This window comes from Comamonas sp. 23 (assembly GCF_049601575.1).
Lineage (GTDB): Bacteria > Pseudomonadota > Gammaproteobacteria > Burkholderiales > Burkholderiaceae_C > Comamonas > Comamonas squillarum.
This window is the reverse complement of sequence record NZ_CP187127.1, coordinates 597785-614551: the sequence shown is the minus strand read 5'-3', so window position 1 is coordinate 614551 and position 16767 is coordinate 597785. Positions and strand designations below refer to the sequence as shown.

Below are 16767 nucleotides of genomic sequence, written 5' to 3'. Positions count from 1 at the left end.
ACTCTTCTTCTCAATTACAAAATTTTTGCAGATCTGGTCAGCAGCCAAAGCGCCAACCAGTACGTCTTCATCACTACAACCAGACCCAACACCAGCGCCAACCAGTTGAGTCCCGGCACCACCAGGGGCGCCAGCAGTAGCAGCACCACGGTCAGCACCAATTTTGCGATCTCCAAACCAAAGAACCGGACCATCGCAAGATTCTCTTGCCCAGCCCCCAGATGCAGCCGCAATCCACGTGCAAAAAAGGCAGCAGGAATCACCACCGCCGCCGCACCGTATGCCACCGACCACATCCATCCGGCCCGCTGCGTCACCAGACCCACCAACACGGTGAGCACCACCCCGACAACCAGCTGCCACTTCACCACACGCACCACCGATACCGGCGGATGGCGCTGGCGCCACTCTGCTGCTTCTTGAGCAGTCAGGGGCTTGAAGTCCGATTCTTCGGCCACATGTTCTTCTTGTGGAGCATTTGTTGTCATAGTGTTGGCTCCCGGGCAGAACAACCTAGCCAAAGCCTGCGATTATAAGGATAAACCCGTTGCAAACGGGAAGCGTTTTGTTGCGCGTCTGTTTTTTTGCGGCACACAAGCCCCCATCCAGCCCCTTTTGACGTCAGCTGCATCCGACAAATTCCACACCATGAAGATGGCTTATCGACTGATGGCACATCACTTGCAAGCTTCTGTTTTAATAGCAAAATGAGCACCAACACACCTGCTGCAGACCCCAGCGATTCCGGCACCGATCCTCGCAAAGATTCCCTGATCGAATACCCCTCAGACTTTCCGATTAAAGTGATGGGGCTCAACCAGGACGGCTTTGTCCACGCGGTCACCGCCATCGCCAAGGAACACGACCCTTTCTTCGACGCCAGCAAGGTAGAGCTGCGCCCCAGCAGCGGCGACAAGTACCTGGGTGTCACCATCACCGTGACGGCCACCAGCCGCGAACAGCTCGACAACCTCTACCGGGCGCTCACCTCCAGCCCCCTGGTCAAGGTCGTACTGTAAGCGCACCTTGTTGTCACCTTTGTGAACCTTGCCGGCCCGTTGCGGCCGCTTTTCGCCATGCAGACCCGCTTTCTTGGCCAGGCCGATTACGAGACCACGCTGCACGCCATGCAGCAATTCACTGCGCAGCGCACGCCGCAAACGCCCGATGAGCTGTGGATGTGTGAGCATGCGGCCACTTTCACCCAGGGCATTGCGGGCCTGCCCAGCCATCTGTTGCATACAGGCGACATTCCAGTGGTACAAACCAACCGGGGCGGCCAGGTCACCTACCATGGCCCGGGGCAAGTGGTCGCTTACCCGCTGATCGATCTGCAGCGTGCCGGCTACTTCGTCAAAGAATATGTGTTCCGCATTGAAGAGGCGGTGATCCGCACCCTCGCCTCGCTGGGCGTTACCGGCCACCGCGTGGCGGGGGCCCCCGGCATCTATGTGCGCCTCGATGACCCCTTCTCCCACGCGATGCTGGCCCAGCGCCCGGTGCAGCGCGATGGCACCAGCCCCGCACCCGAGCCGGTGTTTGACGGCCTGGGCAAGATTGCCGCGCTGGGCATCAAGATCAGCCGCCACTGCAGCTACCATGGTGTGGCCCTGAATGTAAAGATGGACCTGGAACCCTACCACCGCATCAACCCTTGCGGCTATGCCGGGCTGCAAACCGTCGATCTTTCTACAATTGGGGTTAACGCCGACTGGGAGGACGTGGCCAAGACCTTGGCGCGCGAGCTGTCCTCCCGCTTGGCGACTGCCGGTTCTGCATAAGCGGGTGCCGCAGCGCACGCCCTGGTCCCCACCAAGGGGCGGCGCAGCAGCCTCGGGCCGTTCTTGCTCAGAGCCTACGGCCCCAGCGGGTTTGTGCGTGCATCTCGCACAGAACGCGGTGAAACAACTAAAGTGAGCATCATGAGCACCAATGAAGTCGTGCGCGAAGCACAGTCCGCTGCCACCTACAACCCGCTGGCCAAGCAAAAGGCGGCCGCCAAACTGGCGCGCATCCCCGTCAAGGTCCAGCAAGCCGAGGTGCTGAAAAAGCCCGATTGGATCCGCGTCAAGGCCGGCAGCCCCACGACCCGTTTCTACGAGATCAAGGACATCCTGCGCCAGAACAACCTGCACACCGTCTGTGAAGAGGCCAGTTGCCCCAACATTGGCGAGTGCTTTGGCAAGGGCACGGCGACCTTCATGATCATGGGCGACAAGTGCACGCGCCGCTGCCCGTTCTGCGACGTGGGCCATGGCCGCCCCGACCCGCTCGATCTGAACGAGCCGCTGAACCTGGCGCGCACCATTGCCGCACTGCGCCTCAAGTATGTGGTGATCACCAGCGTCGACCGCGATGACCTGCGCGACGGCGGCTCGGGCCATTTTGTCGAGTGCATCAAGAACATCCGCGAGCTCTCGCCCACGACCCAGATCGAGATCCTGGTGCCGGACTTCCGCGGCCGCGATGACCGCGCACTGGAAATCCTCAAGGCTGCCCCGCCCGATGTGATGAACCACAACCTGGAAACCGCACCGCGCCTGTACAAGGAAGCGCGCCCCGGCTCCGACTACCAGTTCAGCCTGAACCTGCTCAAGAAGTTCAAGGACCTGCATCCGAGCGTGCCCACCAAGAGCGGCATCATGGTCGGCCTGGGCGAGACGGATGAGGAAATCCTGCAGGTGATGCGCGACATGCGCGCCCACAACATCGACATGCTGACCATCGGCCAGTACCTGGCGCCCTCGAACAGCCACCTGCCGGTGCGCCGCTATGTGCACCCCGACACCTTCAAGATGTTTGAAGAAGAGGCCTACAAGATGGGCTTCACCCATGCCGCCGTGGGCGCGATGGTGCGCTCGAGCTACCACGCCGACCAGCAGGCACACGCGGCTGGCGTTTAAACGCGCGGTGTTCATCACAGCAAAAGGCTGCCTACCGGGCAGCCTTTTTGCGTTGGGGCTCGCGCCAGAGTCGCAGTCTTAACCCAGCGCCGCGCTGCTGCCCACCACCACCGCATACAGGTCGCCGATGGTGGCCATCGCGCTTTGGTGCAGTTGCACGGCAGAGACCGAACCGGCAGCCGACTGCAGCGCGCGGGTGGCACAGGCATTGGCAACGACGGTGGCGCGCTTGCCGCGCAGGAAGGCGCCTTCGGCGGTGAAGGTGACGCACATATGGCTCATGAAACCGATGATCACCAGCTGCGCGTTGCCGGCAGCATCGACGTGCTCGGCCAGATCGGTGTTGTGGAAGGAATTCGGAGCGGTCTTGACGACGACCGGCTCCCCGGCCTGCGGCGCCACGCTGGCATGGATCTGGCCGATCTCGGCGCGGATGTCATACGGCGAGCCCGCGCCGCCATCATGCATCACATGGATCACCTTGGCGCCGACCGCGCGGGCCTGGGCCAGCAGGCGGGATGCGGCGTCCAGCGCGGCCTCCCAGCCTTCGAGCGCCATCACGCCCTGGGTGTAGGTGTTCTGGTAGTCGACCAGAATCAGGGTCGACTGGGCCAGGACCGCGGGCTTGGCGTCAAGTTGGTTGAGTTCGCGTAGAGTGCTGGTATGCATGGTGGTGGCCTGGTGTAGAGGGTTGACCGCCACCGGCAGTGGTGGCGACATGGATGCATCTTAGGGACAGCCCCCGCTTCGGACAATGCCGTCTTTGCCGCAGAAACCGACACCCGCCTTGAACGAAAGAACGCATGCCGCACCCTGAACGCCTGATGGTGATCGTGTTGTTTGACCGGGTTGACCTGCTCGACATCAGCGGCCCGCCCGAGGTATTTGCATTGCTGCAGCGCGAGATGGAAGCGCCCTGCGGCTACCAGGTGCTGCTGGCTGCAGAGTCACTGGACCCGGTCACCACCGCTGCAGGCGTGCGCGTGCTGCCCGACATACGCCTGGATAGCCTGCAGCACCAGGCCATTGATACCTTGATCGTGCCGGGCTCGGTCGACACCGATGCCAAGGGCCGCGTGCAGGCGCTGGCCGATCCGGCTGTCGTCCAATGGGTGCAGACGTTGGCGGGACAGTCCCGGCGCGTGGCCTCGGTCTGTGTCGGCGCCCATATTCTGGCCGCCGCCGGCCTGCTCGACGGCAGGGAGGCCACAACGCACTGGTCCACGGCCGCGCAGCTGGCCCAGGACCATCCCGGCATCCGCGTCGATGCCGACCGCATCTACATCCAGCAGGGCCACATCTGGACCGGTGCGGGCCTGACCACCTGCCTGGATCTGGCGCTGGCCTTGGTGGCCGAGGATTTTGGCAACACCTTGGCGATGCGCGTGGCGCGCCAGCTGGTGATGTTCTTGAAACGCCCCGGCGGGCAGAGCCAGTTCAGCGTGATGCTCGAGCCGCTGTCGAGCACGCGCCGCATGGACAAGCTGCGCCAGTACATCGCCGAGCACCTGGGCCAGCCGCTGTCGATGCCCGACCTGGCCGAGCAGATGCATGTGAGCGACCGGCAGCTGGCCCGTATCTTCAAGACCGAGCTGGGCATGACACCGGCCGCCTACCTGGAAGCTGCGCGGGTGGAGGCAGCCCGCCAGCAGCTCGAGGCCACCGATGCCCCGCTGGAGCGGGTGGCCCAGACCTGCGGCTTCAACACCACCGACACGCTGCAGCGCGCGTTTCGCCGCCAGCTGGGCACGACACCGGGCCAGTACCGCAGCCGCTTTCGCACGCCGGCGGAGTAATCCCTGCGAAGGCCTTAGCTCTCCAACAGATCGGCCGGATTCTCGGCATCGACGACCTGCTGGGCCCAGCCCACCAGGCGCCGCGTATCGGCCCGCAGCACCTGCTGCTTGATGGCCAGGATCTGCGCGGGCTGCATCGAAAAGCTGCGCAGCCCCAGGCCCAGCAGCAAGCGGGTCATCGCGGTATCGCCGGCCATTTCGCCGCAGACGCAGACATCCTTGCCGGCGGCGTTGGCCGCCTGGATGACCTCGGCCACCAGGCGCAGCACGGCGGGGTGGAAGGGGTCGTAGAGCTGCGACACCGCCTCATCGGCCCGGTCGATCGCCAGCGTGTACTGGATCAGATCGTTGGTGCCGATCGAGAGGAAATCGAAGTACTTCAAAAAGGTGCGCACCGTCAGCGCCGCGGCCGGTATCTCGATCATCGCGCCCAGCTTGACCAGGCCCTGGGGCACATTGCGCTCGCGCAGCTCCTGCGAGGCTTGCTCGACCAGCGCCAGGGTCTGCTTGATCTCGCTGACATGGGCGAGCATTGGAAACAGCAATTGCACCGGGCCGTGCGCTGCGGCGCGCAAGATGGCGCGCAGCTGGGTGCGGAACATCTCCGGGTCGGCCAGGCTGAAGCGGATGGCGCGCAAGCCCAGCGCCGGGTTGAGGTAGTAGTCCTTGGGCTGGGCCTTGTCCAGCGGCTTGTCGGCGCCCACGTCGAGTGTGCGGATCGTCACCGGCATGCCCTGCATGCCCTCGAGCGCTTCGCGGTAGGCGCGGTACTGCTCTTCTTCATCGGGCACCTTGCCGCTCCGCCCCATGAAGAGAAATTCGGTGCGGAACAGCCCCACGCCCACGGCACCCGCTTTAACTGCGGCCGGGCCATCGCCGGGTTGCTCGATATTGGCCAGCAGCTCGATGCGCTCGCCATCGATGGTGATGGAGGGCGTATCGCGCAGGCGCGAGAGGCGCTCGCGCTCCAGGCGCATCTGGCGCTGCTTGAAGCGGTACTCCTCCAGCAGGATCGGCGAGGGATCGACGATCACCTCCCCGGCATCGCCGTCGATGATGACCCAGTCATCGGCGCGGATGAGCTGGCTGGCCGTGCGTGCGCCCACAACGGCCGGAATATCCATGCTGCGCGCGACGATGGCGGTGTGGCTGGTCTTGCCGCCCACGGCCGTGACGAACCCGGAAAACACGCTTTGCTTGAACTGCAGCATGTCGGCCGGCGAGAGGTCATTGGCGATCAGCACCATCGGCGCATCGCGCTCATCGGCCACCCAGTCGTGCTGCCCCTCCTGCACGCCCAGCGGCGTGCTGACGGGCGCCGCCACCGGGCTGGAGACGCCACGCATATGGCGCAGCACGCGCTCGACCACCTGCTCGAGATCGCCTTTGCGCTCACGCAGGTACTCGTCGTCCATCTCGTCAAACTGGCGGCACAGCAGCTCCAGCTGCGCGGTCAGCGCCCATTCGGCGTTGTAGAGGCGCTCGCTGATCAGCTGGCGCACGCCCGAGGACAGCATGTCGTCCTGCACCAGCATCAGGTGCACATCCAGGAGCGGCTCGAGCTCCTGCGGGGCATCGACCCCCAGGTCGCCGCGCAGGCGCTGCAGCTCTTCGATCACTGCCAGCCGCCCTTTGCGCACACGCTCGATCTCGCGCGCCACCTGGTCGGGCTCGATCAGGTAATGGGTCACCTCCAGGTGGCTGGACGCCGCCATGACGGCCCGGCCAATGGCAATCCCCCGGGCCACTGCAATTCCATGGATGGCAAATGTCATGCGGATCTTCCTCTTCGCTGGCGCGCTCGTTGCGCCAAGCTGATTTATACGCCTGTCTCAGAAGACTGTACAAGCACGGGGGCTGGTAAAGCGCAGGGAAAGGCGGGCGTTCAGGTAAAGAGCGGCGCATGCCAGTGCCAGCTGGGCAACCTGCCAGCACCGACAGGCAGCGGCGTGCCTGGAAGGTCGTGGCCGGTGCGAAAAGCGAGCCCGCGCCGCTGCAGACGCCAGGCTGCGCCTTATTCGCCTTCGCCGAATTTGTCGTTGATGAGGGCCAGCAAGGCTTCCATGGCCTGCTGCTCATCGGCGCCATCGGTCTCGATGGTCACCTCGGTGCCGATGCCGGCGGCCAGCATCATCACGCCCATGATGCTTTTGGCATTGACGCGGCGCTCGCCCCGCGTGATCCAAACCTCGCAGGCAAAACTGCCGGCCAGCTTGGTGAGTTTGGCAGACGCACGGGCATGCAGGCCCAGTTTATTGCTGATGGTGACTGCGGTCTTGATCATGTGCTCGGATATTTTGGTTCTGTGGCGTGTTCTGCGTCACCTGCATAATGCCCTGGCTGCCCCCTGCAATCGCCCGGGCCACGAGGCTGTCCAGCGCTTCTTGGCGATAGCACAGCGCGCGCAGCAGCATCGGCAGGTTGACACCGGCCACCAGCCTTGTAGATGCGCGGCGCTTGGCCAGCTCCTGGGCAATATTATGCGGGGTCGCGCCAAACACGTCGCTCAGCACCAGCACGGGGCCGCTGTGGCTGTGGTCGAGCATGGCCCGCGCCTCCTGCAGGCAGGCCACCGGATCGGCGCTGGCAGGCACATCCAGCGCCATCAGGTGCTCTCCGCTGTCGGGGAACACATGCGCGGCGCATTGCGCCAGCGCCTGGGCCAGCGGTGCATGGGCGATCAACAATATCCGGTTGCTCATCAAATCAAAAACCCAGAAGTTCTGTGAATGGGCATGCAGCAGGCGGCAATCCCGGCCCTGCCGTACCCTGCACCAGTGTAGCGATTTTGCGGCACTGCAACATTGGTAGTGTTGCTTAGCCAAGCGCCCGGGCTGGCCCGTGGCCAATCCGGCGACTCCTAACGCAGCTGCAGACCTTGGACAAAGCTCTGCAGCGCCTCAGCGGCCAAAGGCTCAGCGGACAGCACCAGGGCCTGGTACACGCGCACCTGCGGCCCTTCGGCGCGCGCAAACCAGCGTGCATTCGCATACACGGTGCGCCCCTGGTCATTGCGGCCCTGCCACTGCAGCTGGCGTGCCTGGGGCAGCGCCAAGGTACCGGGCAGTACAAAGGTCTCGCCGGGCAGCGGCTGCCAGGCATCGGCGATCTGCAGCTGCTGGTGCAGTGCCTTTTGCCAGTCAACCATCACCGAGGCCGCATCCTGCGGCTGCGCCAGGGCCACATGGGCCAGTGCATAGGTCGCCCCGTCGGCCTTGCAGCCTACCATCGACACGGCCAAGGTCTGCGTGCCCCAGGCCAGCTCACGCACCGCACGGTCAGGCTTGCAGGGCAGCATCAGGTCCAGCGGTGCATCGGCCAGGCGCACCACGCGCCAGTTCAGCGCCGGGCTGCAGGCGGCCAGCAGCATGGCAGTGGTGAGGATCAGGCGGCGGGCCAGGGGCATCCGGCCATTATGGGCACGGCACTGTGATGGTCAAGCCGTGCGCGCAGGTATGGCCAGCGTACTGCGCCCGTCAGCAACACTGGTCGCATAATGACCACAGCGCCGAACTTTCGGCACCGCCTTGACTCCGAGCACCATGTCCCGAAAAACCTCCACCACCGTCCTCACCACGCTGGCCATCGCTGCGGCGATTGGCATTGGTGCCTTTGTCTACCAGGGCACGGGGCAGGCGGCCGCGCCCGAGAGCCGGTTTGTGCTGCTCAACGGCAGCACGCAGACGACGGCCGACATGAAGGGCAAGGTCACCCTGGTGAACTTCTGGGCCACCAGCTGCACCACCTGCGTGGCGGAAATGCCCGAGATCATCAAGACCTACGACAAGTACAAGGACCGTGGCTACGACACCATGGCAGTGGCCATGCACTACGACCCGCCCAGCTATGTCGTCAACTTTGCAGAGTCGCGCAAGCTGCCTTTCAAGGTCGCGATCGACAACACCGGCCAGATTGCCAAGGACTGGGGCGACATCCAACTCACCCCGACCACCTTTGTCGTGAACAAGCAGGGCCAGGTGGTCAAGCGCTATGTGGGCGCGCCCAATTTTGAGGAGCTGCACAAGCTGATCGACAAGCTGCTCGCAGAGACCTGAACCTTTGCAGCACCCCCCCAAGAAAACCGCCCTTGATAGGCGGTTTTTCAATGGCGCCTGCGATGGCGCGGGCGCTACACTGCACATTCCTTGACTAAGCGCCGCCGCTGTGGACCGACCTGAGATAACGTTCCTGCACCCCACCACACCGGAAGATCTCGCCGTGACCCGCGAGATCTTTCGGGAATATGCCCAGTCACTGGATATTGATCTGGGCTTCCAGGGTTTTGAGGAAGAGCTGGCCGAGCTGCCCGGCGAATATGGCGACCCACGCGGCGACCTGGTGCTGGCGCTGGTGGAAGGCTCGGTCGCCGGCTGCTGCGCGCTGCGGCCCATGGACGACGTGGACTACAGCAACGCCTGCGAGATGAAGCGCCTCTATGTGCGCAAGGCCTTCCGGGGCTTTGGCCTGGGCCGCCAGCTGGTGGACTACACCATGGCCAGCGCGATCCGCCTGGGATATGACTGCATCCTGCTCGACACGTTGGACAGCATGGAGTCGGCCCGCGCGCTCTATGCCGATTTTGGCTTTGAAGAGATTCCGCCCTACTACCACAACCCCGTCGCCGGTACGCACTACCTCAAGGCCGACGTCCATCCCTGACCGCTGCGCTAGGAACAGCGCACTGCAGATACCGCTGCCAGCCACAAAAAAGCACGCCTAGGCGTGCTTTGTGCATTCCGGCCAGGCCCTGCAACGCCTTGCAGCGCAGCAGCAGCCCGATGTGGCCTTAGGCCTGCTTGGCTTGGGCCAGGATGGTGTCGGCATCGCTGACCGTGAACTGGCCAGGGGCTTCCACGTTCAGCTGCACCACCTTGCCATCCTTGACCAGCATGGAGTAGCGGTTGCTGCGCAGGCCCAGGCCCTTGCCGTTGAGGTCCAGCGTCAGGCCGGTGGCCTTGGCAAAGGCGGCATCGCCGTCACCAATCATGCGCACCTTGCCTTCGGTGTGCTGGTCCTTGCCCCAAGCGCCCATCACAAAGGCGTCATTGACGGACAGGCACCAGATTTCATCCACACCGGCGGCCTTGAAGGCGTCTGCCTTTTCCACGTAGCCAGGCAGGTGCTTGGCCGAGCAGGTCGGCGTGAAAGCGCCGGGCACCGCAAACAAAGCGATGGTCTTGCCAGCCGCTTCCTTGCTCACATCAAAGGCATTGGGGCCCAGGCTGCAGCCATTGCCTTCGACCGCCACAAACTCGCTCAGGGTTGCAGAGGGAAGCGAATCGCCAACTTTGATCATGGTGTACTCCTTGTAAATTGCCCATCAGGCAGTGATCCCGCCGGCCGGAGGGCCAAAACGGGCATAAAAAAACGACCCACAGATTGTGGGTCGTTTTTGAAGTTACGTTGGTGCAAGTCGCAAAAGACTTAAACCAAAGCAGCCTTTTGCACCAAGCGGGTAGCAACCCAGTTCTTGGTCTTGGAGAGCGGACGGCTCTCGGTGATCTCGATCGTATCGCCGGTGTTGTACTCGCCCTTTTCGTCGTGGGCGTGGTACTTGCTGGACTTGATCATGATCTTGTCGTAGATGGGGTGCTTCACGCGACGTTCTACCAGAACGGTCACGGTCTTTTCACGCTTATCGCTGACCACCTTGCCAATCAAGGTGCGCTTGAGGGATTTTTTAGCTTCCGTCATGTCGGCTCCTATTACTTGGCGGCTTGCTTTTCAGCAAGAATGGTCTTGGCACGTGCCACATCGCGGCGGGTAGCCTTGATGGTAGCGGTGTTGCCCAGTTGTTGCGTTGCCTTTTGCATGCGCAGACCAAAGTGAGCCTTTTGCAAGGACTTGATCTCGGCTTCCAGGCCAGCAACGTCTTTTTGGCGCAGTTCAGCAGCTTTCGTCATATCGATTTCTCCTGAATTTAAGCGCCAAGCTGACGGGTAACGAACGTGGTGCGCAGCGGCAGCTTGGCAGCAGCCAGGCGGAACGCTTCGCGGGCCAGTTCTTCGGGCACGCCAACGATTTCGAACACCATCTTACCGGGCTGAATTTCAGCCACGTAGTACTCTGGGTTGCCCTTACCGTTACCCATACGGACTTCGGCTGGCTTGGTCGAGATTGGCTTGTCAGGGAACACGCGGATCCAGATACGGCCACCACGCTTGACGTGACGGGAGATTGCACGACGTGCAGCCTCGATCTGGCGGGCCGTCAGGCGGCCACGGTCCGTGCATTTCAGGCCGAAATCACCGAACGCTACCGTGTTACCACGGGTTGCGATACCAGTGTTGCGACCCTTTTGCTCCTTGCGGTATTTGCGGCGAGCAGGTTGCAGCATAGTTATTCTCCTTTACCGTCCGCTGCTGTAGCGGGCGCGTCAGTCTTGCGAACGCGCTTAACGGAATCAGCACCAGCGCCGGCGGGCTTGTCGCTGCCGTCTGCAGGAGCCGTGTTACCACCAGCGGGGCGACGAGGGCCACGCGATGGACGATCGCCATTGCGGTTGTCACGACGAGGACCACGTGGACGACGCTCTTCTTCAGGACGTGGCGTTTCTGCGGCTGGCAGATCGTTACGACCCAGAGTGTCACCCTTGTAGACCCACACCTTCACGCCGATCACACCGTAGGTGGTCTTGGCTTCGGAGGTGCCGTAATCGATGTCGGCGCGCAGGGTGTGCAGTGGCACACGGCCTTCGCGGTACCACTCGGTACGTGCGATTTCGATACCGTTCAGACGGCCCGACGACATGATCTTGATACCTTGAGCGCCCAGACGCATCGCGTTCTGCATCGCACGCTTCATGGCGCGACGGAACTGGATACGCTTTTCGAGCTGCTGGGTGATCGAGTCAGCAATCAGCTGGGCATCGATTTCAGGCTTGCGCACTTCTTCGATGTTCACAGCCACTGGCACGCCCAGGCGAGCAGCGAGTTCCTTCTTCAGGGCCTCGATGTCTTCACCCTTCTTGCCGATCACCACACCAGGACGAGCCGAGTAAATGGTGATACGGGCGTTCTTGGCAGGACGCTCGATCAGAACGCGTGCCACGGCAGCGTTCTTCAGCTTCTCTTTCAGGTACTCACGAACCTTGATGTCTTCGGCCAGCATGCCGGCGAAATCACGGTTGCTTGCGTACCAGCGGCTAGACCAGTTACGGCTGACCGCCAGACGGAAGCCGGTAGGATGGATTTTTTGTCCCATGTTCTTCCTTTAGGCCTCAGTTACCCACGGTCACATAAATGTGGCAGGTAGGCTTGCTGATGCGGTTGCCGCGGCCCTTGGCGCGAGCGGTAAAACGCTTGAGCGTGGTGCCTTGCTCGACGAAGATGGTCTTGACCTTCAATTCGTCGATGTCAGCGCCGTCGTTGTGCTCAGCGTTGGCGATAGCGGACTCCAGAACCTTCTTGACGATCACGGCAGCTTTTTTCTGCGTGAATTCGAGAATGTTCAGAGCTTGGTCAACCTTCTTGCCGCGAATCAGATCCGCAACCAGACGGCCTTTGTCAACCGACAGGCGAACGCCGCGGAGGACTGCACGTGTTTCAGACATGGTCTACTCCTTATCGTTTCGCTTTTTTATCAGCGGGGTGACCCTTGAAGGTGCGCGTCAGGGCGAATTCGCCGAGCTTGTGGCCCACCATCTGGTCGGTTACATATACCGGTACGTGTTGCTTGCCGTTGTGCACGGCGATGGTCAGACCGATGAAATCGGGCAGAACCATGGAGCGACGCGACCAGGTCTTCACTGGTTTCTTGTCCTTGGTGGCGATGGCCTTTTCGACCTTTGCCAGCAAGTGATGGTCAACAAACGGACCCTTTTTAAGAGAACGAGTCATTTGCTACCCCTTACTTCTTACGGCGCGACACGATCATGGTCTGTGTGCGCTTGTTGTTACGGGTACGGTAGCCCTTCGTCAGATTGCCCCATGGGTCAACTGCGTGACGGCCTTCACCGGTCTTGCCTTCACCACCACCGTGTGGGTGATCGACAGGGTTCATCACCACACCGCGGACGGTAGGACGAATACCCATCCAACGCTTGACACCGGCCTTGCCCAGTTGGCGCAGGCTGTGTTCTTCGTTGGCGACTTCACCGATGGTTGCACGGCATTCGATATGGATCTTGCGAACTTCGCCCGAACGCATACGCACTTGGGCGTAAACGCCTTCGCGAGCCAGCAGGGTAGCCGAGGTACCAGCGGAACGGGCGATTTGTGCGCCAGCGCCGATCTTCAGCTCGATGCAGTGAATGGTCGAACCCACAGGGATGTTGCGGATCGGCAGGGTGTTACCCACGCGGATCGGTGCTTCAGAGCCACTGATGATGGTTGCGCCCACTTCCAGGTTACGCGGAGCGATCACATAACGACGCTCGCCGTCTGCGTAGCACACCAGAGCGATGTGAGCGGTACGGTTTGGATCGTATTCAATGCGTTCCACCTTGGCGGGGATGCCGTCCTTGGTGCGCTTGAAGTCCACCACACGGTAGTGGTGCTTGTGACCACCGCCCTTGTGACGGGTAGTGATGTGACCGTTGTTGTTGCGGCCTGCCTTTTGGAACTGAGGTTCCAGCAGAGGAGCGAAACCTTCGCCCTTGTGCAGATGGCCACGGGTCACCTTCACCACATGGCGTTGGCCGGGCGAAGTTGGTTTGAGCTTAATAACAGCCATGATTACGCAGCCTCCCCAGAGAGGTTCAGCTCTTGACCTGGCTTGAGCAGCACATAAGCCTTGCGCACGTTGTCGCGGCGGCCGATGGTCTTGCCAAAGCGCTTGGTCTTGCCCTTGGTGTTCACCACAGACACGCCCTTCACTTCGACCTTGAACAGCAGCTCAACAGCGGCCTTGATCTCGGGCTTGGTGGCGTTCTGCAGCACCTTGAATGTCACAGCGTTGGACTTTTCAGCAACCAGCGTGGCCTTTTCGGACACGATAGGAGCAACCAGCACTTGCATCAGACGACCTTCGTCGAACTTGCGTTCGGCGGGAGTAGGGTTCACACGGCTCATGCGAACATCTCCTTGAGTTTGTCGAGAGCGCCCTTGGTAACGAGCACTTTCTTGAATTGCACCAGCGACACTGGATCAGCGTAACGTGGCTCAACCACGAACACATTCTTCAGATTGCGCGAAGCGAGGTACAGGTTTTCGTCCACTTCGTCGGCGATCACCATCACCGAGTCCAGGTTCATGGACTTGAACTTGTCAGCCAGTACCTTGGTCTTGGGCGAATCAACCGTCAGCGAATCAACCACAGCCAGGCGGCCTTCACGGGCCAGCTGCGAGAAGATGGATGCCATACCGGCGCGGTACATCTTCTTGTTGATCTTCTGCGTGAAGTTTTCATCAGGCAGATTCGGGAAGATGCGACCGCCGCCACGCCACAGAGGCGAAGACGACATACCAGCACGTGCACGGCCAGTACCCTTTTGTTTGAAAGGCTTGGCGGTGGTGTGACGGACCTGTTCGCGGTCCTTTTGAGCGCGTGTGCCTTGACGGCCGTTGGCGCGGTAAGCAACGATGATCTGGTGAATCAGGTCTTCATTGAAATCGCGACCAAACACGGTCTCAGGAGCGTCCACTTGGGAGGCTGCCTTACCTTGTTCGTTCAGGAGTTCGAGCTTCATTAGTTCGCTCCTTTAGCGGCTGCCTTGACAGCAGGACGCACGGTCACGAAGCCATTCTTCGAACCGGGGATTGCGCCCTTGATCAGCAGCAGTTGACGGGCTTCGTCGATACGAACCACGTCGAGATTCTGGGTAGTCACGGTCTCATCGCCCATGTGACCGGTCATGCGCTTACCGGGGAACACGCGACCTGGGTCTTGTGCCATACCGATCGAGCCGGGAACATTGTGCGAACGGCTGTTACCGTGAGAAGCACGTTGCGACTTGAAGTTGTGACGCTTGATGGTACCGGCGTAGCCCTTACCGATCGAGGTACCTTGCACGTCGACCTTTTGGCCCACTGCGAAGATCTCGGTCACTGGCAAGGATGCACCTGCGGCGTACTTGCCGGCGGTGTCAGCTTCAACGCGGAATTCCTGGGTGATTTCACCAGCTTCCACGCCTGCCTTGGCCAGGTGGCCAGCGGCTGGCTTGGTCACGCGCGAAGCGCGGCGTTGACCAAAAGTGACCTGCAGGGCCACGTAGCCGTCGTTCTCTTGGGTTTTGACCTGGGTCACGCGGTTGTTAGACACATCCACCACGGTGACAGGCACTGCATCGCCGTCATCCGTGAACAGGCGCATCATGCCTACCTTACGGCCCAGCAACCCGAGGGAGTTGCTTTGACTCATTTGTTGCTCCAAAACTTCCGCCACCGAAACTGCAATTGGCTCGGTGTTGCCCCTGGGTTTGACGCCACAGGCACGAAAGAAGGTTAATAAAAACTTCGCCTCTACCACCAAAATGCCAGGCACATTGGATGTATAGATCACGAAGCCATAAATTCTAACGCGAACTTCCCAAATAGGCAAGTTCGCGTTAGAAAGGACAAGCAGCCACACCGGCAGGTGTGGCTTTCAGGCCTTATTGCAGTTTGATTTCGACGTCCACGCCGGCAGCCAGGTCCAGCTTCATCAGCGCGTCAACGGTCTTGTCGGTAGGATCGACAATGTCCATCAGGCGTTGGTGGGTGCGGATTTCCAGCTGGTCACGCGAAGTCTTGTTCACGTGGGGCGAACGCAGAATGTCAAAACGCTTCATGCGGGTTGGCAGGGGCACGGGACCCTTGACAATCGCGCCGGTGCGCTTGGCGGTTTCAACGATTTCAGCAGCGGACTGGTCGATCAACTTGTAATCGAAAGCCTTCAGGCGGATGCGGATTTTTTGCTTGGACATGGTTAATTCCCAGTTGTGCTAAGAATTAAGCAATGATCTTGGCAACCACGCCAGCGCCCACGGTACGGCCGCCTTCGCGAATAGCAAAACGCAGACCTTCTTCCATAGCGATGGGGTTGATCAGCTTGACGGTGATCGACACGTTATCGCCAGGCATCACCATTTCCTTGTCAGCTGGCAGCTCGATGGCGCCGGTCACGTCCGTGGTACGGAAGTAGAACTGAGGACGGTAGTTGTTGAAGAAGGGGTGTGGCGGCCGCCTTCGTCCTTGCTCAGCACATACACTTCAGCGGTGAAGTGGGTGTGTGGCTTGATCGAGTTAGGCTTGCACAGCACTTGGCCACGCTCCACGTCTTCACGCTTGGTGCCGCGCAGCAGCAGGCCAACGTTGTCACCAGCTTGACCTTGGTCCAGCAGCTTGCGGAACATTTCCACGCCGGTCACGGTGGTCTTGACGGTGTCCTTGATACCGACGATTTCGATTTCTTCGCCGACCTTGATGATACCGCGCTCGATACGGCCGGTCACCACGGTACCACGACCGGAGATGGAGAACACGTCTTCCACGGGCATCAGGAAAGCACCGTCCACAGCGCGCTCTGGCGTTGGGATGTAGGTGTCCAGCGCTTCAGCCAGACGCAGGATAGCGGGTTCACCCTTGTCGGATTGGTCGCCTTCCAGAGCCAGCTTAGCCGAGCCGCGGATGATGGGGGTGTCGTCACCTGGGAAATCGTACTTGTCCAGCAGTTCGCGGACTTCCATTTCCACCAGCTCCAGCAGCTCTTCGTCATCCACCATGTCGCACTTGTTCAGGAACACGATGATGTAAGGCACGCCCACCTGGCGAGCCAGCAGGATGTGTTCACGGGTCTGGGGCATGGGGCCGTCAGCAGCCGAGCAAACCAGAATAGCGCCGTCCATCTGGGCAGCGCCGGTGATCATGTTCTTCACATAGTCGGCGTGACCTGGGCAGTCCACGTGAGCGTAGTGGCGGTTAGCCGTTTCGTACTCAACGTGTGCGGTATTGATGGTGATGCCGCGTGCCTTTTCTTCAGGAGCAGCGTCGATTTCGTCGTACTTCTTGGCTTCGCCGCCGAACTTGGCAGACAGCACGGTTGCGATAGCAGCCGTCAGCGTGGTCTTGCCGTGGTCCACGTGACCAATGGTGCCCACGTTCACGTGCGGCTTGGTCCGTTCGAATTTACCTTTTGCCATGAGAATTCTC

At 61.2% G+C, this 16767-nt stretch carries 24 protein-coding genes and 1 pseudogene; 6 read left to right on the top strand and 19 right to left on the bottom strand.

Annotation, left to right across the window (positions count from 1 at the left end; translation table 11 throughout):
- Window positions 1-14: 14 nt before the first annotated feature.
- On the bottom strand, window positions 15-488 hold the full coding sequence (locus tag ACPEE1_RS02660; protein ID WP_021025613.1) for an ATP synthase subunit I: 474 nt from the start codon (window positions 486-488) through the stop codon (window positions 15-17).
- A gap of 219 nt (window positions 489-707) precedes the next feature.
- On the opposite strand from ACPEE1_RS02660, the gene ACPEE1_RS02655 reads away from it, so the two are divergent.
- The 3 genes from ACPEE1_RS02655 to lipA all read left to right on the top strand — a co-directional run bounded on the left by ACPEE1_RS02655 (window position 708) and on the right by lipA (window position 2903).
- Window positions 708-1019, top strand: coding sequence for a YbeD family protein (locus ACPEE1_RS02655; RefSeq protein ID WP_116926830.1), 312 nt, complete (start codon window positions 708-710; stop codon window positions 1017-1019).
- Between the two features lie 57 nt (window positions 1020-1076).
- Entirely contained in the window at window positions 1077-1781 is a 705-nt protein-coding gene (gene lipB, locus ACPEE1_RS02650; RefSeq protein ID WP_423935113.1) for a lipoyl(octanoyl) transferase LipB, read from the top strand.
- A gap of 141 nt (window positions 1782-1922) precedes the next feature.
- Window positions 1923-2903: a lipoyl synthase gene (gene lipA / locus ACPEE1_RS02645; protein ID WP_116926861.1), complete on the top strand. Its 981-nt coding sequence runs from the start codon at window positions 1923-1925 to the stop codon at window positions 2901-2903.
- A 78-nt stretch (window positions 2904-2981) separates the two neighbouring features.
- On the opposite strand, the gene ACPEE1_RS02640 is transcribed toward lipA, so the two are convergent.
- Window positions 2982-3623 (bottom strand): cysteine hydrolase family protein, encoded by a 642-nt coding sequence (locus ACPEE1_RS02640; protein ID WP_423935111.1) that lies wholly within the window; start codon window positions 3621-3623, stop codon window positions 2982-2984.
- Between the two features lie 83 nt (window positions 3624-3706).
- On the opposite strand from ACPEE1_RS02640, the gene ACPEE1_RS02635 reads away from it, so the two are divergent.
- Window positions 3707-4699 (top strand): GlxA family transcriptional regulator, encoded by a 993-nt coding sequence (locus ACPEE1_RS02635; protein WP_260718433.1) that lies wholly within the window; start codon window positions 3707-3709, stop codon window positions 4697-4699.
- Between the two features lie 14 nt (window positions 4700-4713).
- On the opposite strand, the gene ptsP is transcribed toward ACPEE1_RS02635, so the two are convergent.
- The 4 genes from ptsP to ACPEE1_RS02615 all read right to left on the bottom strand — a co-directional run bounded on the left by ptsP (window position 4714) and on the right by ACPEE1_RS02615 (window position 8105).
- Window positions 4714-6474, bottom strand: a complete 1761-nt coding sequence (gene ptsP, locus ACPEE1_RS02630) for a phosphoenolpyruvate--protein phosphotransferase (protein ID WP_423935109.1) — start codon at window positions 6472-6474, stop codon at window positions 4714-4716.
- A 239-nt stretch (window positions 6475-6713) separates the two neighbouring features.
- Entirely contained in the window at window positions 6714-6983 is a 270-nt protein-coding gene (locus tag ACPEE1_RS02625) for an HPr family phosphocarrier protein (RefSeq protein ID WP_423935107.1), read from the bottom strand.
- A complete protein-coding gene (locus ACPEE1_RS02620) occupies window positions 6952-7401 on the bottom strand; it encodes a PTS sugar transporter subunit IIA (RefSeq protein ID WP_116926825.1) in 450 nt (149 codons plus the stop codon). The genes ACPEE1_RS02625 and ACPEE1_RS02620 overlap by 32 nt, the downstream gene beginning before the upstream one ends.
- A 158-nt stretch (window positions 7402-7559) precedes the next feature.
- Window positions 7560-8105: a hypothetical protein gene (locus ACPEE1_RS02615; protein ID WP_116926824.1), complete on the bottom strand. Its 546-nt coding sequence runs from the start codon at window positions 8103-8105 to the stop codon at window positions 7560-7562.
- A 136-nt stretch (window positions 8106-8241) separates the two neighbouring features.
- Here ACPEE1_RS02615 and ACPEE1_RS02610 point away from each other — a divergent pair, with 136 nt between their 5' ends.
- Together ACPEE1_RS02610 and ACPEE1_RS02605 are read left to right on the top strand one after the other, a co-directional pair.
- Window positions 8242-8754: a TlpA family protein disulfide reductase gene (locus tag ACPEE1_RS02610; RefSeq protein WP_116926823.1), complete on the top strand. Its 513-nt coding sequence runs from the start codon at window positions 8242-8244 to the stop codon at window positions 8752-8754.
- Window positions 8755-8863: 109 nt separating this feature from the next.
- Entirely contained in the window at window positions 8864-9358 is a 495-nt protein-coding gene (locus ACPEE1_RS02605) for a GNAT family N-acetyltransferase (RefSeq protein WP_423935104.1), read from the top strand.
- Window positions 9359-9485: 127 nt separating this feature from the next.
- On the opposite strand, the gene ACPEE1_RS02600 is transcribed toward ACPEE1_RS02605, so the two are convergent.
- From ACPEE1_RS02600 to tuf, 13 genes and pseudogenes are all read right to left on the bottom strand, one after another.
- Window positions 9486-9995, bottom strand: a complete 510-nt coding sequence (locus ACPEE1_RS02600; RefSeq protein WP_116926821.1) for a peroxiredoxin — start codon at window positions 9993-9995, stop codon at window positions 9486-9488.
- 128 nt (window positions 9996-10123) lie between these two features.
- Entirely contained in the window at window positions 10124-10393 is a 270-nt protein-coding gene (rpsQ, locus tag ACPEE1_RS02595; RefSeq protein ID WP_021025601.1) for a 30S ribosomal protein S17, read from the bottom strand.
- An 11-nt stretch (window positions 10394-10404) separates the two neighbouring features.
- A complete protein-coding gene (rpmC, locus tag ACPEE1_RS02590) occupies window positions 10405-10602 on the bottom strand; it encodes a 50S ribosomal protein L29 (RefSeq protein WP_021025600.1) in 198 nt (65 codons plus the stop codon).
- A 17-nt stretch (window positions 10603-10619) separates the two neighbouring features.
- Window positions 10620-11036 carry a 50S ribosomal protein L16 gene (gene rplP / locus ACPEE1_RS02585; RefSeq protein ID WP_021025599.1) on the bottom strand — a complete coding sequence of 139 codons (417 nt, stop codon included), beginning with the start codon at window positions 11034-11036 and terminating at the stop codon, window positions 10620-10622.
- 2 nt (window positions 11037-11038) lie between these two features.
- A complete protein-coding gene (rpsC, locus tag ACPEE1_RS02580; RefSeq protein ID WP_021025598.1) occupies window positions 11039-11902 on the bottom strand; it encodes a 30S ribosomal protein S3 in 864 nt (287 codons plus the stop codon).
- A gap of 16 nt (window positions 11903-11918) precedes the next feature.
- Window positions 11919-12251 (bottom strand): 50S ribosomal protein L22, encoded by a 333-nt coding sequence (gene rplV / locus ACPEE1_RS02575; RefSeq protein WP_021025597.1) that lies wholly within the window; start codon window positions 12249-12251, stop codon window positions 11919-11921.
- A 10-nt stretch (window positions 12252-12261) separates the two neighbouring features.
- Complete coding sequence (gene rpsS / locus ACPEE1_RS02570; protein ID WP_027010580.1) at window positions 12262-12537, bottom strand: 30S ribosomal protein S19; 276 nt, start codon at window positions 12535-12537, stop codon at window positions 12262-12264.
- Window positions 12538-12547: 10 nt separating this feature from the next.
- Complete coding sequence (gene rplB, locus ACPEE1_RS02565; RefSeq protein WP_021025595.1) at window positions 12548-13372, bottom strand: 50S ribosomal protein L2; 825 nt, start codon at window positions 13370-13372, stop codon at window positions 12548-12550.
- Between the two features lie 2 nt (window positions 13373-13374).
- Window positions 13375-13710 carry a 50S ribosomal protein L23 gene (gene rplW, locus ACPEE1_RS02560; RefSeq protein WP_021025594.1) on the bottom strand — a complete coding sequence of 112 codons (336 nt, stop codon included), beginning with the start codon at window positions 13708-13710 and terminating at the stop codon, window positions 13375-13377.
- On the bottom strand, window positions 13707-14327 hold the full coding sequence (gene rplD / locus ACPEE1_RS02555; RefSeq protein ID WP_021025593.1) for a 50S ribosomal protein L4: 621 nt from the start codon (window positions 14325-14327) through the stop codon (window positions 13707-13709). The genes rplW and rplD overlap by 4 nt, the downstream gene beginning before the upstream one ends.
- A complete protein-coding gene (gene rplC, locus ACPEE1_RS02550) occupies window positions 14327-14998 on the bottom strand; it encodes a 50S ribosomal protein L3 (protein ID WP_021025592.1) in 672 nt (223 codons plus the stop codon). Before rplC ends, rplD begins: the two co-directional genes overlap by 1 nt.
- 232 nt (window positions 14999-15230) lie before the next feature.
- Entirely contained in the window at window positions 15231-15542 is a 312-nt protein-coding gene (gene rpsJ, locus ACPEE1_RS02545; RefSeq protein ID WP_021025591.1) for a 30S ribosomal protein S10, read from the bottom strand.
- Between the two features lie 25 nt (window positions 15543-15567).
- A pseudogene (gene tuf, locus ACPEE1_RS02540) lies at window positions 15568-16757 on the bottom strand (elongation factor Tu).
- Window positions 16758-16767 lie beyond the last annotated feature (10 nt).